This window comes from Streptomyces sp. SGAir0957 (assembly GCF_043523415.1).
On the sequence record NZ_CP027293.1, the window covers coordinates 6131273 to 6145367 of the forward strand.

Consider the following 14095-nt stretch of genomic DNA (forward strand, 5'->3'; position numbering starts at 1 on the left):
GAACGTGGCAGCGCACCAGCGAACGTGGAGCCGGCACAGGCTCTCACTGTGGGGGAGCGGCAATGCCCGGTAGCGCCGGAACCACCAAACGCCCCGCGGCCCCGCCGAGGCGCACCAGCCGCGTCTACCGGGCCCGCGCCAACCCCGTACGACGGATCTACGGCCAGGCCCGCCGCGCCTGGGACCGGCCGCTCACCGCGTACTACCTGATCCTCGGCTCGGCCCTGCTCATCACCGGGCTCGGCCTGGTGATGGTCTACTCGGCGTCGATGATCACGGCCCTGCAGATGGGCCTGTCCAGCTCGTACTTCTTCCGCAAGCAGTTCGTCGCGGCCGTGCTCGGCGCGATCCTGCTCGTGCTCGCCATGCGGATGCCGGTCAAGCTCCACCGGGCCCTCGCCTACCCGATCCTCGCCGTCAGCGTCTTCCTGATGGTCCTGGTGCAGGTGCCCGGGATAGGGGTGTCGATCAACGGCAACCAGAACTGGATCTCCCTCGGCGGGCCCTTCATGCTCCAGCCCAGCGAGTTCGGCAAGCTGGCGCTGATCCTGTGGGGCGCCGACCTGCTCGCCCGTAAGCACGACAAGCGGCTTCTCACCCAGTGGAAGCACATGCTGGTGCCGCTCGTCCCCATGGCGTTCCTGCTGCTCGGCCTGATCATGCTCGGCGGCGACATGGGCACCGCGATCCTGCTCACCGCGATCCTCTTCGGCCTGCTGTGGATGGCGGGCGCCCCCACCCGGCTGTTCGTGGGCGTCCTGTCCGTGGCGGGCCTGATCGGCGTCATGCTGATCAAGACCAGCCCGAACCGTATGGCCCGCCTCGCCTGCCTGGGCCGCGCCGACGCCGGACCCGACGACATGTGCTGGCAGGGACTGCACGGGATCTACGCCCTGGCCTCCGGCGGACTCTTCGGTTCCGGGCTCGGCGCCAGTGTGGAAAAATGGGGTCAACTTCCCGAAGCGCACACCGACTTCATCTTTGCCATCACCGGTGAGGAACTGGGCCTGTCGGGGACGCTGTCGGTGCTCGCCCTGTTCGCGGCTCTAGGCTATGCGGGTATCCGCGTGGCCGGACGCACGGAGGACCCCTTCGTGAGATATGCCGCGGGAGGCGTGACCACCTGGATCACGGCGCAGGCCGTGGTCAACATCGGTGCGGTGCTCGGCCTGTTGCCGATCGCCGGGGTCCCGCTCCCGCTGTTCTCGTACGGGGGGTCCGCGCTGCTGCCGACCATGTTCGCCGTGGGACTTCTGATCGCGTTCGCGCGGGACGAACCGGCGGCACGGGCGGCCCTGGCCATGCGGCAGCCACGGATGAGATGGAACACGATGCGACGGCGCGCCTCGGCGCGTACGTCCGGAGAGCGGTGAATTTCGGTGCATGTCGTACTCGCCGGTGGGGGGACCGCCGGCCACATCGAGCCGGCGCTCGCCCTCGCGGACGCCCTGCGCAGGCAGGACCCGACCGTGGGGATCACGGCCCTCGGCACGGAGCGCGGCCTGGAGACCCGTCTCGTACCGGAGCGCGGCTACGAGCTGGCGCTGATTCCCGCCGTCCCGCTGCCCCGCAAACCCACGCCTGAACTGATCACGGTTCCCGGGCGGCTGCGCGGCACCATCAAGGCCGCCGAGCAGATCCTGGAGCGCACCAAGGCGGACTGCGTCGTCGGCTTCGGCGGCTACGTCGCGCTGCCCGGCTACCTCGCCGCCAAGCGCGCGGGCGTGCCGATCGTGGTGCACGAGGCGAACGCCCGGCCGGGCCTGGCCAACAAGATCGGCTCCCGGTACGCGGCAGGGGTCGCCGTCTCCACCCCGGACAGCAAGCTGCGCGACGCCCGCTACATCGGCATCCCGCTGCGCCGCACCATCGCCATGCTCGACCGCGCCGCGGTCCGCCCCGAGGCCCGTGCCGCGTTCGGCCTGGACCCGAACCTGCCGACGCTGCTCGTCTCCGGCGGCTCCCAGGGCGCCCGCCACCTGAACGAGGTCGTCACGCGCGTCGCGCCGCTGCTCCAGCAGTCCGGCATCCAGATCCTGCACGTGGTCGGCCCGAAGAACGAACTGCCGCACGTACAGCAGATGCCGGGAATGCCCCCCTACATCCCGGTACCGTACGTGGACCGGATGGACCTCGCGTACGCCGCGGCCGACATGATGCTCTGCCGCGCGGGCGCGATGACCGTCGCCGAACTCTCCGCCGTCGGACTCCCGGCCGCCTACGTCCCGCTGCCCATCGGCAACGGCGAACAGCGGCTCAACGCCCAGCCGGTGGTGAAGGCCGGCGGCGGCCTGCTGGTCGACGACGCGGAGCTGAGCCCCGAGTGGGTCATGGGCAACGTCCTGCCCGTCCTCGCCGACCCGCACCGGCTGTACGAAATGTCCCGCGCCGCCTCCGAATTCGGCCGTAGGGACGCCGACGACCTGCTCGTCGGGATGGTGTACGAGGCGATCAACTCACGCCGCTAGGGCGTACGACACATGAGGCAGGGCAGCGTGGCCGGAGCGACCACCGCGGACCGCGGCGAACGAGACGAGGCCGAGGCGACCCCCGCGGGCCCCTCCGGCCCGCCGCCGCCCCGGCTGCGCCTGCCCCGCCTGCGCACCCTCGTCGTGGGCGGTGTCCTCGTCGTCCTGGTGGGCGCGGGCTCGGTCTGGGCCCTGTACGGATCGCAGTGGCTGCGCGTCGAGCGCGTCACGGCCTCCGGGACCGAGGTCCTCACCCCCGGGCAGGTGCGCGAGGCCGCCGCGGTCCCGGTCGGCGCCCCGCTGATCTCCGTCGACACCGACGCCATCGCGGACCGGATCCGGAACGAGCTGCCCCGGGTCGACTCGGTGGACGTGGTGCGTTCCTGGCCGCATGGAATCGGGCTGAAAGTGACGGAACGCAAGCCTGTTCTCCTTGTCGAAGACGCCCGAAATTCGGGCAAGTTCATCGAAGTGGACGACGAGGGTGTGCGTTTTGCGACGGTCGACAAAGCCCCGAAGGGTGTTCCCCGGCTGGAATTGACGCCGGATCAGACGGGGGCCGCGGCAAGCCTGCGACGCTTCGGTACCGACCGCCTGGTTCGCGAGGCGGTCCGGGTCGGCGGGCACCTTCCGGCGGCCGTCGCGCGTGACACCCGTACCGTCAAGGTCCGTTCCTACGACGACATCTCGCTGGGACTCACCGGAGGGCGCACCGTCGTCTGGGGAAGTGCCGAGAAGGGCGGCGCGAAGGCACGCGTACTGCGCAGCCTCATGAAAGCAGCTCCCAAGGCGTCTCACTTCGACGTGAGTGTTCCCACCGCGCCTGCCACATCAGGGAGTTGACGCACATCCGCGCAGGCCAGCACCCTGGTTGGGCAGCGCTACGCCTGATCACATAGGGTGAAAAGAAAAACGGGAGGTTCGGCGTGTTCGTTGAACGGGCGCCACTTGTCGACTTAGTGTCAGGTTCGGAAGAGTCCAGGGAACAGACACACTGGTAACCCTAAACTTCACCGTTAGGGTTCGGGTCGGCAGTCGACTAGTAGTCCGGACCGTCCCCATTCGACATCAGTCGTCGCCTCGGCAGAACGCGAAGCGGCGACACGTAACTCGAGGCGAGAGGCCTTCGACGTGGCAGCACCGCAGAACTACCTCGCAGTCATCAAAGTCATCGGTGTCGGCGGCGGTGGTGTCAATGCCATCAACCGGATGATCGAGGTCGGTCTCAAGGGCGTCGAGTTCATCGCCATCAACACCGACGCGCAAGCCCTGTTGATGAGCGACGCGGACGTCAAGCTCGACGTCGGCCGTGAACTCACCCGCGGACTCGGCGCCGGAGCCAATCCGGCAGTCGGGCGCAAGGCGGCCGAGGACCACCGCGAGGAGATCGAGGAGGTCCTCAAGGGGGCCGACATGGTCTTCGTCACCGCCGGTGAGGGCGGCGGCACCGGCACCGGCGGCGCACCCGTCGTGGCCAACATCGCCCGCTCGCTCGGCGCCCTGACGATCGGCGTCGTCACCCGCCCGTTCACCTTCGAGGGACGGCGCCGGGCCAACCAGGCGGAGGACGGCATCGCCGAGCTCCGCGAAGAGGTCGACACCCTCATCGTCATCCCCAACGACCGGCTCCTGTCCATCTCGGACCGCCAGGTCTCCGTCCTCGACGCCTTCAAGTCGGCGGACCAGGTCCTGCTCTCCGGTGTCCAGGGCATCACCGACCTCATCACCACGCCCGGCCTGATCAACCTCGACTTCGCCGACGTCAAGTCCGTGATGTCCGAGGCCGGCTCCGCGCTCATGGGCATCGGCTCCGCCCGCGGCGACGACCGCGCGGTGGCCGCCGCCGAGATGGCGATCTCCTCGCCCCTGCTCGAAGCCTCCATCGACGGCGCCCGCGGCGTGCTGCTCTCCATCTCCGGCGGCTCCGACCTCGGTCTCTTCGAGATCAACGAGGCGGCGCAACTGGTCAGCGAGGCCGCACACCCCGAGGCCAACATCATCTTCGGCGCGGTCATCGACGACGCCCTCGGCGACGAGGTCCGGGTCACGGTCATCGCCGCCGGATTCGACGGCGGCCAGCCACCGGCCAAGCGGGACAACGTGATCGGCTCGTCCTCCGCCAAGCGCGAGGAACCGGTGCCCGCCTCCCGCCCGGCGCCGGCCCCCGAGCCCGCGCGCCCGGCCTTCGGCGGCCTCGGCAGCGTCACCCCGCGCGAGGAGCAGAAGCCGGAGCCGATCGAGGTGCCCGCCCCGGCGAGCGAGACCCCCGTCCCCCCGGTCACCCCGCCCCACGTGCCGCGGCCGTCCTACCCGGACAGCCAGGCCGAGGAGCTGGACGTCCCGGACTTCCTGAAGTGACGTTCCTGACAGTGCCGTCCCCGGCGGGGACGTTCCCGGGCCCGACGGGAACCGCACGACGGTGATAGGCCAGCGGGACGATGTGACCTCTGTGGTCGCTGTGACCTCTTCGAGTGGCGCGCACTTCGCCTTCACTGACCGGTGGGGCGGGGTGAGCGCCGCTCCGTACGAGGAGCTCAACCTCGGCGGCGCCGTCGGCGACGACCGCGCCGCCGTACTGCGCAACCGGGAGCTGGCCGCCAAGGCGCTCGGCCTCGAAGCGACCAGGGTCGTCTGGATGAACCAGGTGCACGGCCCCGACGTCGCCGTGGTGGACGGGCCCTGGGCCACGGAAGCCGACATTCCGCAGGTCGACGCGCTGGTCACCGTCCGGCGCGGGCTCGCCCTCGCCGTACTGACCGCGGACTGCGTCCCGGTCCTGATCGCCGACCCGGTCGCCGGGGTCGTCGCCGCCGCCCACGCGGGCCGCCCCGGCATGCTCGCCGGGGTCGTCCCCGCCGCCGTGGAGGCGATGGTGGGGCTCGGCGCCGACCCCGCCCGGATGGTCGCCCGCACCGGGCCCGCCGTCTGCGGACGGTGCTACGAGGTGCCGGAGCGGATGCGCGCCGAGGCCGCCGCGGTCGAACCGGCCGCGTACGCCGAGACCAGCTGGGGCACCCCCGCCGTCGACGTGGGCGCCGGGGTCCATGCCCAACTGGAGCGGCTCGGGGTGCGCGACCGGGAGCAGTCGCCGCTCTGCACGCGCGAGTCGCAGGACCACTTCTCGTACCGCCGCGACAGGACCACCGGTCGGCTCGCGGGCTATGTCTGGCTGGACTGATACGACATGACGGACCCTCAGGAACTCCAGGACCTTTCGGGGCGCAGGGAAGAACTCGCCGCGAACCTGGCCAAGGTGGAGGAGCGCATCGCCGCCGCCTGTGCGGCGGCCGGGCGCAAGCGCGAGGAGGTGACCCTCATCGTCGTCACCAAGACCTACCCGGCGAGCGATGTGCGGATCCTCTCCGAGCTCGGTGTGCGGCACGTGGCCGAGAACAAGGACCAGGACGCCGCCCCCAAGGCGAAGGAGTGCGCGGACCTCCCGCTCACCTGGCACTTCGTCGGCCAGCTCCAGACCAATAAGGTCCGGTCCGTGGTGGGTTATGCCGATCTGGTGCAGTCCGTGGACCGGGCCAGGCTCGTCACGGCGCTGTCCAAGGAGGCCGAGCGGGCCGGGCGCGAGCTCGGCTGCCTCATCCAGGTCGCGCTCGACGCGCAGGAGGACGGCCGGGGCGAGCGCGGCGGCATCGGCCCCGGTGGCGTCGAGGAGTTGGCCGCGCGCGTGGCCGAGGCCCCGGGGCTGCGGCTCGACGGACTGATGACCGTGGCGCCGCTCACGGGGGCCTACGCGGGCCGGCAACAGGCCGCGTTCGAACGGCTCATGGATTTGTCGACTGCCCTGCGCGCTTCCCGTCCGGCTGCGAACATGGTGTCGGCAGGGATGAGTTCGGATCTCGAACAGGCCGTGGCGGCCGGAGCGACACATGTGCGCGTCGGTACGGCGGTACTCGGAGTCCGACCCAGGCTCGGGTAACGTCGCCAAGAAGTCGGACCACAGCAGAAAATATGGTCATTCCCGCTGATGGGCGGGGAGATCACGTGGATCGCGGGCAGCTTGGTTGACGTCAGCCGATCCACCACAGAGCGGAGGACTCAGAGCATGGCCGGCGCGATGCGCAAGATGGCGGTCTACCTCGGCCTCGTGGAGGACGATGGGTACGACGGCCGGGGGTTCGACCCCGACGACGACTTCGAACCCGAGCTTGACCCGGAGCCCGAGCGTGATCGGCGGCGGCACGAACCGTCGCATCAGTCACACAACTCCCGCGCCCCGGAAGCGGACGAATCGGTACGAGTCGTACAGCCGCCCGCACAGCGCGAGCCGGCCCGCCAGTCCGCTTCGCTCGCCGCTGAATCCGGACGTCCGGCGCGAATCGCCCCCGTGGCATCCATCACACCTGAACGTCAGAGCCTGGAGAAGAACGCACCGGTGATCATGCCCAAGGTCGTGTCCGAGCGGGAGCCCTACCGCATCACCACACTGCACCCCCGGACCTACAACGAGGCCCGTACCATCGGGGAACACTTCCGCGAGGGCACTCCGGTGATCATGAATCTGACCGAGATGGACGACACCGACGCGAAGCGACTTGTCGACTTTGCCGCCGGTCTCGTCTTCGGTCTGCACGGAAGCATTGAGCGGGTGACGCAGAAGGTGTTCCTGTTGTCTCCTGCTAACGTCGATGTCACGGCGGAGGACAAGGCCCGTATCGCAGAGGGTGGGTTCTTCAACCAGAGCTGAGACGCAACACCGGTTTCGACGACTGGCCGGCCAGTCACCAGGCACGAGCAACAGGGGAGAGGGAACCGCCGACATGGGCGTGTTTTTGGATGTGGTCTACATCGCGCTGATGTGTTTCCTCATCGTGCTGATCTTCCGGCTGGTCATGGATTATGTGTTCCAGTTCGCCCGCTCGTGGCAACCCGGCAAGGCGATGGTGGTGGTCCTTGAGGCCACCTACACTGTCACTGATCCACCGCTCAAGCTTCTGCGGCGGGTCATCCCGCCGCTGCGTCTCGGGGGCGTGGCGCTCGACCTGTCCTTCTTCGTACTGATGATCATCGTCTACATCCTGATCTCCGTCGTGAGCCGGCTGTGAACGATACGGTCTTGCCGAATGCCGACGACTACGTTGAGGTGAAGAGATGCCGTTGACCCCCGAGGACGTGCGGAACAAGCAGTTCACGACCGTCCGCCTCCGAGAAGGCTATGACGAGGACGAGGTCGATGCCTTCCTCGATGAGGTCGAAGCCGAACTGACCCGCCTGCTCCGCGAGAACGAGGACCTGCGCGCCAAGCTGGCCGCGGCCACCCGCGCCGCCGCGCAGAACCAGCAGCAGGGCGGTATGCGCAAGGGCCCCGGCGGCCCCGGTGGCCCCGAGGGCCAGGGCGGACCGCAGGACCAGCAGGGCCACCAGCAGGGACCCCCGCAGGGCATGCGCGGCCCCGGCCAGCCGGTGCCCGCCGGCATATCGGGCCCGCCGCAGCAGCAGATGGGCGGCCCCATGGGCGGGCCCCCGCAGCTGCCGAGCGGCGCCCCGCAGCTCCCGGCCGGTCCCGGTGGCCACGGTCCCCAGGGACCCGGCGGCCCGCAGGGTCCAGGACCGATGGGGCAGGGCCCCATGGGCCAGGGTCCGATGCAGGGCCAGATGGGCGGCCAGCCGCAGCTCGGCGGACCGATGGGCGGCCCCATGGGCGGTCACGGCGGTCCTCCGCAGATGCAGCAGCCCGGCCAGGGCGGTCCCGGTGGCGACAGCGCCGCGCGGGTCCTCTCCCTCGCCCAGCAGACCGCCGACCAGGCGATCGCCGAGGCCCGTTCCGAGGCCAACAAGATCGTCGGTGAGGCCCGCAGCCGCGCCGAGGGTCTGGAGCGGGACGCCCGCGCCAAGGCCGACGCCCTGGAGCGGGACGCGCAGGAGAAGCACCGTGTCGCGATGGGCTCCCTCGAGTCCGCCCGCGCCACCCTCGAGCGCAAGGTCGAGGACCTGCGCGGCTTCGAGCGCGAGTACCGTACGCGCCTGAAGTCCTACCTCGAGTCGCAGCTGCGCCAGCTGGAGACCCAGGCGGACGACTCGCTCGCCCCGCCGCGGACCCCCGCGACCGCCTCGCTGCCGCCGTCCCCGGCGCCCTCCATGGCCCCGGCCGGCGCGGGTGCCCCGTCCTACGGCTCCAACCAGGGCATGGGCGGCAACCAGCAGAGCGGTGGCCCGTCCTACGGTGGCGGCCAGCAGCAGATGTCGCCCGCGATGACCCAGCCGATGGCACCGGTGCGGCCGCAGGCGCCGCAGCCGATGCAGCAGGCGCCCTCGCCGATGCGCGGGTTCCTCATCGACGAGGACGACAACTAAGGCGCTCCGCGCCTGTACAGCAGGCGTCGGCGTTCATTCAGGCCGCGGCCCGGATCGTGAACAGCGATCCGGGCCGCGGCCTTTTCCGTTGCCGGGTGCGCTGTTGCCGGGTGCGCTGTTGCCGCGGGTGTGCGGAGAGGGGTCGGCCCCCGCCGGAGCATCTCCGGCGGGGGCCGACCCCTCACGTGGGCAGAGCGGAGCGGTTACGCCTTGCGGAGGCTGAACGTCAGGCTCAGGCCCTCGTCCGTGAACGGGGTGCCGTAGGTGGCGTCCGGCTCGCCCTGGGCGAAGTCCGTGGCCAGGACCTCGTCCGCGATCAGGGCCGTGTGCTCGGTCAGGGCCGAGATCACCGCCGGGTCCGTCGAGGTCCAGCGCAGGGCGATGCGGTCCGCGACGTCCAGGCCGCTGTTCTTGCGGGCCTCCTGGATCAGGCGGATCGCGTCACGGGCGAGGCCCGCCTGGCGCAGTTCTTCGGTCAGCTCCAGGTCGAGGGCGACCGTCGCGCCGGAGTCGGACGCCACCGACCAGCCCTCGCGCGGGGTCTCGGTGATGATGACCTCGTCCGGGGCGAGGGCGATCGTCTCGCCGTCCAGCTCAAGGGAGGCGTTGCCCTCGCGCAGGGCCAGGGAGAGCGCCGCCGCGTCCGCCGCGGCGACCGCCTTGGCGACGTCCTGGACGCGCTTGCCGAACCGCTTGCCGAGCGCCCGGAAGTTCGCCTTGGCCGTCGTGTCGACCAGGGAGCCGCCGACCTCCGCGAGCGTGGCCAGGGACGTGACGTTCAGCTCCTCCGTGATCTGCGCGCGCAGATCCGGGGACAGGGCCTCGAAGCCCGACGCCGCGACCAGCGCGCGGGAGAGCGGCTGGCGGGTCTTGACACCGGACTCCGCGCGCGTGGCGCGGCCCAGCTCCACCAGGCGGCGGACGAGCGCCATCTGCGTGGACAGGGTCGGGTCGATCGCCGAGCGGTCGGCCTCCGGCCACGAGGAGAGGTGCACCGACTCGGGCGCGTCCGGGGTGACCGGGACGACCAGGTCCTGCCAGACCCGCTCGGTGATGAACGGGGTCAGCGGGGCCATCAGCTGGGTGACGGTGACGACCACGTCGTGCAGGGTGCGCAGCGCGGCCTTGTCGCCCTGCCAGAAGCGGCGGCGCGAGCGGCGCACGTACCAGTTGGACAGGTCGTCGACGAACGCGGAGAGCAGCTTGCCCGCGCGCTGGGTGTCGTAGGCCTCCAGTGCCTGGGTGACCTCGTCGGTGAGCTGGTGCAGCTCGGACAGGAGCCAGCGGTCGAGGACGGTGCGCTCGGCCGGGGCCGGGTCCGCCGCGCTGGGCGCCCAGTCGGCGGTGCGGGCGTACAGGGCCTGGAAGGCGACTGTGTTCCAGTACGTGAGGAGGGTCTTGCGGACCACTTCCTGGATCGTGCCGTGGCCGACGCGGCGGGCCGCCCAGGGGGAGCCGCCGGCCGCCATGAACCAGCGCACCGCGTCGGCGCCGTGCTGGTCCATGAGCGGGATCGGCTGCAGGATGTTGCCCAGGTGCTTGGACATCTTGCGGCCGTCCTCGGCGAGGATGTGGCCCAGGCAGACCACGTTCTCGTAGCTGGACTTGTCGAAGACCAGGGTGCCGACGGCCATCAGCGTGTAGAACCAGCCGCGCGTCTGGTCGATCGCCTCGGAGATGAACTGCGCGGGGTAGCGCGCCTCGAACAGCTCCTTGTTCTTGTACGGGTAGCCCCACTGCGCGAACGGCATGGAGCCCGAGTCGTACCAGGCGTCGATGACCTCGGGGACGCGCACCGCGGTGTGCGCGCAGCCCTCGGCGGTGCAGGGGAACGTGATGTCGTCGATGAACGGGCGGTGCGGGTCCAGCTGGGACTGGTCGGCGCCGCTGAGCTGCGACAGCTCCTCGCGCGAGCCGACGCAGGTGAGGTGGTCGTCCTCGCAGCGCCAGATCGGCAGCGGGGTGCCCCAGTAGCGGTTGCGGGAGAGCGCCCAGTCGATGTTGTTCTGCAGCCAGTCGCCGAAGCGGCCGTGCTTGACGCTGCCCGGGAACCAGTTGGTCCCCTCGTTCTCCTCCAGGAGGCGGTCCTTGACGGCCGTGGTGCGGATGTACCAGGACGGCTGCGCGTAGTACAGCAGCGCCGTGTGGCAGCGCCAGCAGTGCGGATAGCTGTGCTCGTACGGGAGGTGCTTGAAGAGCAGGCCGCGGTTCTTCAGGTCCTCGGTGAGCGCCTCGTCGGCCTTCTTGAAGAAGACGCCGCCGACGAGGGGGAGGTCCTCCTCGAAGGTGCCGTCGGGGCGGACCGGGTTGACGACCGGGAGGCCGTAGGAGCGGCAGACCTTGAGGTCGTCCTCGCCGAAGGCGGGGGACTGGTGGACCAGACCCGTACCGTCCTCGGTCGTCACGTACTCGGCGTTGACGACGAAGTGGGCCTCGGCCGGGAACTCGACCAGGTCGAAGGGGCGCTGGTACGTCCAGCGCTCCATGTCGGCACCGGTGTACGACTCACCGGTCTTCTCCCAGCCCTCGCCGAGCGCCTTCTCGACGAGCGGCTCGGCGACGACGAGCTTCTCGGCGCCGTCGCTCACGACGACGTAGCGGACCTCGGGGTGGGCGGCGACCGCCGTGTTGGACACCAGCGTCCACGGCGTGGTCGTCCAGATCAGGAGCGCGGCCTGGCCGGCCAGCGGGCCCGAGGTGAGCGGGAAGCGCACGTAGACGGACGGGTCGACGACCGTCTCGTAGCCCTGCGCCAGCTCGTGGTCGGAGAGGCCGGTGCCGCAGCGCGGGCACCAGGGGGCGACACGGTGGTCCTGGACGAGCAGCCCCTTGTTGAAGATTTCCTTCAGCGACCACCAGACCGACTCGATGTACTCGGGGTCCATCGTGACGTAGGGGTCGTCCATGTCGGTCCAGTACCCCATGCGCGTCGTCAGCTCGGCGAACGCGTCGGTGTGGCGCAGGACGGACTCACGGCACTTGGCGTTGAACTCGGCGATGCCGTACGCCTCGATGTCCTTCTTGCCGCTGAAGCCCAGCTCCTTCTCGACCGCCAGCTCGACGGGGAGCCCGTGGCAGTCCCAGCCCGCCTTGCGGGCCACGTGGTAGCCGCGCATGGTGCGGAAGCGGGGGAAGACGTCCTTGAAGACGCGGGCCTCGATGTGGTGGGCGCCCGGCATGCCGTTGGCCGTGGGCGGGCCCTCGTAGAACACCCACTCGGGGCGCCCCTCGGACTGCTCCAGGGTCTTGGCGAAGATCTTCTGCTCGGCCCAGAAGTCGAGCACCGCGTGCTCGAGGGCGGGCAGGTCGACCTGGGCGGGCACCTGGCGGTACTGCGTCATCAGTCTTCCTCCGGCGGACGTGCTCTCTCCGTCGGAGGGACGAGAGCCGTGCGCCGTGTGCGGCGCGCTCCCGCGGTACCACCCTCCTTGGCCCCCGGTGCGTGGTGTGCTCCGGTGAGCCCCCTCATTGGGGTCGCGATGCCGGTTCTACTGTCCGCCACGCGTGCGTGGCGGTGTTCTTCCGACGGCTCCGGGGTGATCTTCACGCCGCGCTCGCCTCCGGGCTCCCACCGTCCCCGGATCGCTCTTGGCTGCGTACGCCGCTACTCGGCCCCATCCGTGCCTCTCGCTGGCCCCAGTGTACGGCGCCCGGACAACGGCGGCAGACCGCTTTTCGCGGGGTCGCCCGGCGCGGCGGACGACTGCGCGCGGTGACCCGAATGGCGATACGTACGGTGACTGATCCCGGCTGGTCGCCCGGCGGGGACCGGAAGGGGGCGGATCGCCGGGCCCACCGGGCGCCGACCAGGGCAGGACGCGCGCGGATCCGTCGCGCGGAGGCGGTGAGACGGCCGGATCGGCCTGTGTGCCCCGTTGCCGCGGGCCTGGAGTCGATTTATCGTCCCAGCACGATTCGCGTGCAAGATCACCATTTGTGAAGGGGTCCCGGCCATGGTGGCGAAGAAGACCACGGGGAGCACCCCTGAGAAGGCGGCGGGTGCGGGCGAGGCCGGATCTGGGAAACGTATGTCCAAGAAGGCGGAGAAGGCGGCCGGCACGTCCGAGAAGGCCGCCGGGCGCAAGGGTGCGAAGAAGTCGGCCGCCTCCGCGGCCGAGGGCGCGGCCGATGCCGCGAAGACGACGGGAGCCACGACAGTGGTTGCGAAGAAGAGTCAGGGCACGGCCACGGCGGCGCAGCAGCCCGGCGGGGTTCCCAAGGCGCGGGAGTCCGCCGTCGACGCCGGTGAGCTGGCCGTACGGCCCGGCGAGGACCCCTGGACGCCGGACGAGGTCGCGGAGGCCCGAGCTGAGCTGCAGAGCGAGACCATGCGGCTCGGCAGCGAGATCGAGGCGGCGGAGACCGGGCTCGCGGGTCTGATGCGGGACTCCGGGGACGGGGCGGGGGACGACGAGGCGGACACCGGGACGAAGAACATCACCCGCGAGCACGAGATGGCGCTGGCCGCCAACGCACGCGAGATGCTGGAGCAGACCCAGCGCGCCCTGGAGCGCCTGGACGCCGGTACGTACGGTCTCTGCGAGAACTGCGGCAACCCCATCGGCAAGGCGCGCATGCAGGCGTTCCCGCGGGCCACCCTGTGCGTGGAGTGCAAGCAGAAGCAGGAGCGGCGTTACTGAGTTCCGGGGGAGGCCGGGGGCGTACCGTCCATGGGTTCCCGCGCGCGTGTGCCGTACTCTCGTCCTCAGTCAGGTATCTAGGTCGAGGGACTCACGTGGCAGAGGCGGAGCGCATCATCGGTACGCCGGACACCCCGGAATCCGAAGCCGGGGCAGCAGCGGAGCCGGAGCCGGCGAGAGGCCCCCGGGGCAGGCGGCGGATCGCCGCGCTGTTCATCGTGGCGGCGCTGGCGTACGCCCTGGACCTGGGCAGCAAGCTGCTCGTGGTCGCGAAGCTCGAGCACCGGGACTCCATCCGGGTCCTCGGTGACTGGCTCCAGCTCGACGTGATCCGCAACCCCGGGGCCGCCTGGGGCATCGGCGAGGCGTTCACGATCGTCTTCACGGTGATCGCGGCGGCCGTGATCGTCGTCATCGCCCGCCTGGCGAAGAAGCTCTACAGCACGCCCTGGGCGATCGCGCTCGGCCTGCTGCTCGGCGGGGCGCTCGGCAACCTCACCGACCGGATCTTCCGCGCCCCCGGCGTCTTCGAGGGTGCCGTCGTCGACTTCATCGCGCCGAAGAACTACCCCGTGTTCAACCTCGCGGACTCGGCGATCGTGTGCGGCGGCATCCTGATCGTGGTGCTCTCCTTCCGCGGGATCGACCCGGACGGGACCGTCCACAAGGACTGACGGAGCG

The 14095-nt window shown here is 70.5% G+C and carries 12 protein-coding genes; 11 read left to right on the forward strand and 1 reads right to left on the reverse strand.

Going from position 1 to position 14095, the window contains the following annotated elements:
• The first annotated feature begins 62 nt into the window (after positions 1 to 62).
• The 9 genes from ftsW (at position 63) to C1N81_RS32595 (ending at position 8774) form a co-directional block, all read left to right on the forward strand.
• The gene (ftsW, locus tag C1N81_RS32555; protein WP_394434887.1) at positions 63 to 1373 is read left to right on the forward strand and encodes a putative lipid II flippase FtsW; all 1311 of its coding nucleotides are present in this window, start codon (positions 63 to 65) and stop codon (positions 1371 to 1373) included.
• A 6-nt stretch (positions 1374 to 1379) separates the two neighbouring features.
• Entirely contained in the window at positions 1380 to 2468 is a 1089-nt protein-coding gene (murG, locus tag C1N81_RS32560; RefSeq protein ID WP_394434888.1) for an undecaprenyldiphospho-muramoylpentapeptide beta-N-acetylglucosaminyltransferase, read from the forward strand.
• Between the two features lie 27 nt (positions 2469 to 2495).
• Positions 2496 to 3311: a cell division protein FtsQ/DivIB gene (locus tag C1N81_RS32565; RefSeq protein WP_394438369.1), complete on the forward strand. Its 816-nt coding sequence runs from the start codon at positions 2496 to 2498 to the stop codon at positions 3309 to 3311.
• Positions 3312 to 3599: 288 nt separating this feature from the next.
• On the forward strand, positions 3600 to 4826 hold the full coding sequence (gene ftsZ / locus C1N81_RS32570) for a cell division protein FtsZ (protein WP_394434889.1): 1227 nt from the start codon (positions 3600 to 3602) through the stop codon (positions 4824 to 4826).
• Positions 4827 to 4887: 61 nt separating this feature from the next.
• Positions 4888 to 5646 carry a peptidoglycan editing factor PgeF gene (gene pgeF / locus C1N81_RS32575; protein ID WP_394434890.1) on the forward strand — a complete coding sequence of 253 codons (759 nt, stop codon included), beginning with the start codon at positions 4888 to 4890 and terminating at the stop codon, positions 5644 to 5646.
• A gap of 6 nt (positions 5647 to 5652) precedes the next feature.
• Positions 5653 to 6399 carry a YggS family pyridoxal phosphate-dependent enzyme gene (locus C1N81_RS32580; RefSeq protein ID WP_394434891.1) on the forward strand — a complete coding sequence of 249 codons (747 nt, stop codon included), beginning with the start codon at positions 5653 to 5655 and terminating at the stop codon, positions 6397 to 6399.
• Between the two features lie 126 nt (positions 6400 to 6525).
• Positions 6526 to 7167 carry a cell division protein SepF gene (locus tag C1N81_RS32585; RefSeq protein WP_394434892.1) on the forward strand — a complete coding sequence of 214 codons (642 nt, stop codon included), beginning with the start codon at positions 6526 to 6528 and terminating at the stop codon, positions 7165 to 7167.
• A gap of 73 nt (positions 7168 to 7240) precedes the next feature.
• Positions 7241 to 7525 (forward strand): YggT family protein, encoded by a 285-nt coding sequence (locus C1N81_RS32590; RefSeq protein WP_394434893.1) that lies wholly within the window; start codon positions 7241 to 7243, stop codon positions 7523 to 7525.
• Between the two features lie 46 nt (positions 7526 to 7571).
• A complete protein-coding gene (locus tag C1N81_RS32595) occupies positions 7572 to 8774 on the forward strand; it encodes a DivIVA domain-containing protein (protein ID WP_394434894.1) in 1203 nt (400 codons plus the stop codon).
• 203 nt (positions 8775 to 8977) lie between these two features.
• On the opposite strand, the gene ileS is transcribed toward C1N81_RS32595, so the two are convergent.
• Complete coding sequence (gene ileS / locus C1N81_RS32600) at positions 8978 to 12115, reverse strand: isoleucine--tRNA ligase (protein ID WP_394434895.1); 3138 nt, start codon at positions 12113 to 12115, stop codon at positions 8978 to 8980.
• A 612-nt stretch (positions 12116 to 12727) separates the two neighbouring features.
• Here ileS and C1N81_RS32605 point away from each other — a divergent pair.
• Both C1N81_RS32605 and lspA read left to right on the forward strand, forming a co-directional pair.
• A complete protein-coding gene (locus tag C1N81_RS32605) occupies positions 12728 to 13414 on the forward strand; it encodes a TraR/DksA family transcriptional regulator (RefSeq protein ID WP_394434896.1) in 687 nt (228 codons plus the stop codon).
• Positions 13415 to 13509: 95 nt separating this feature from the next.
• Positions 13510 to 14088: a signal peptidase II gene (gene lspA, locus C1N81_RS32610; RefSeq protein WP_394434897.1), complete on the forward strand. Its 579-nt coding sequence runs from the start codon at positions 13510 to 13512 to the stop codon at positions 14086 to 14088.
• The last annotated feature ends 7 nt before the right edge of the window (positions 14089 to 14095 follow it).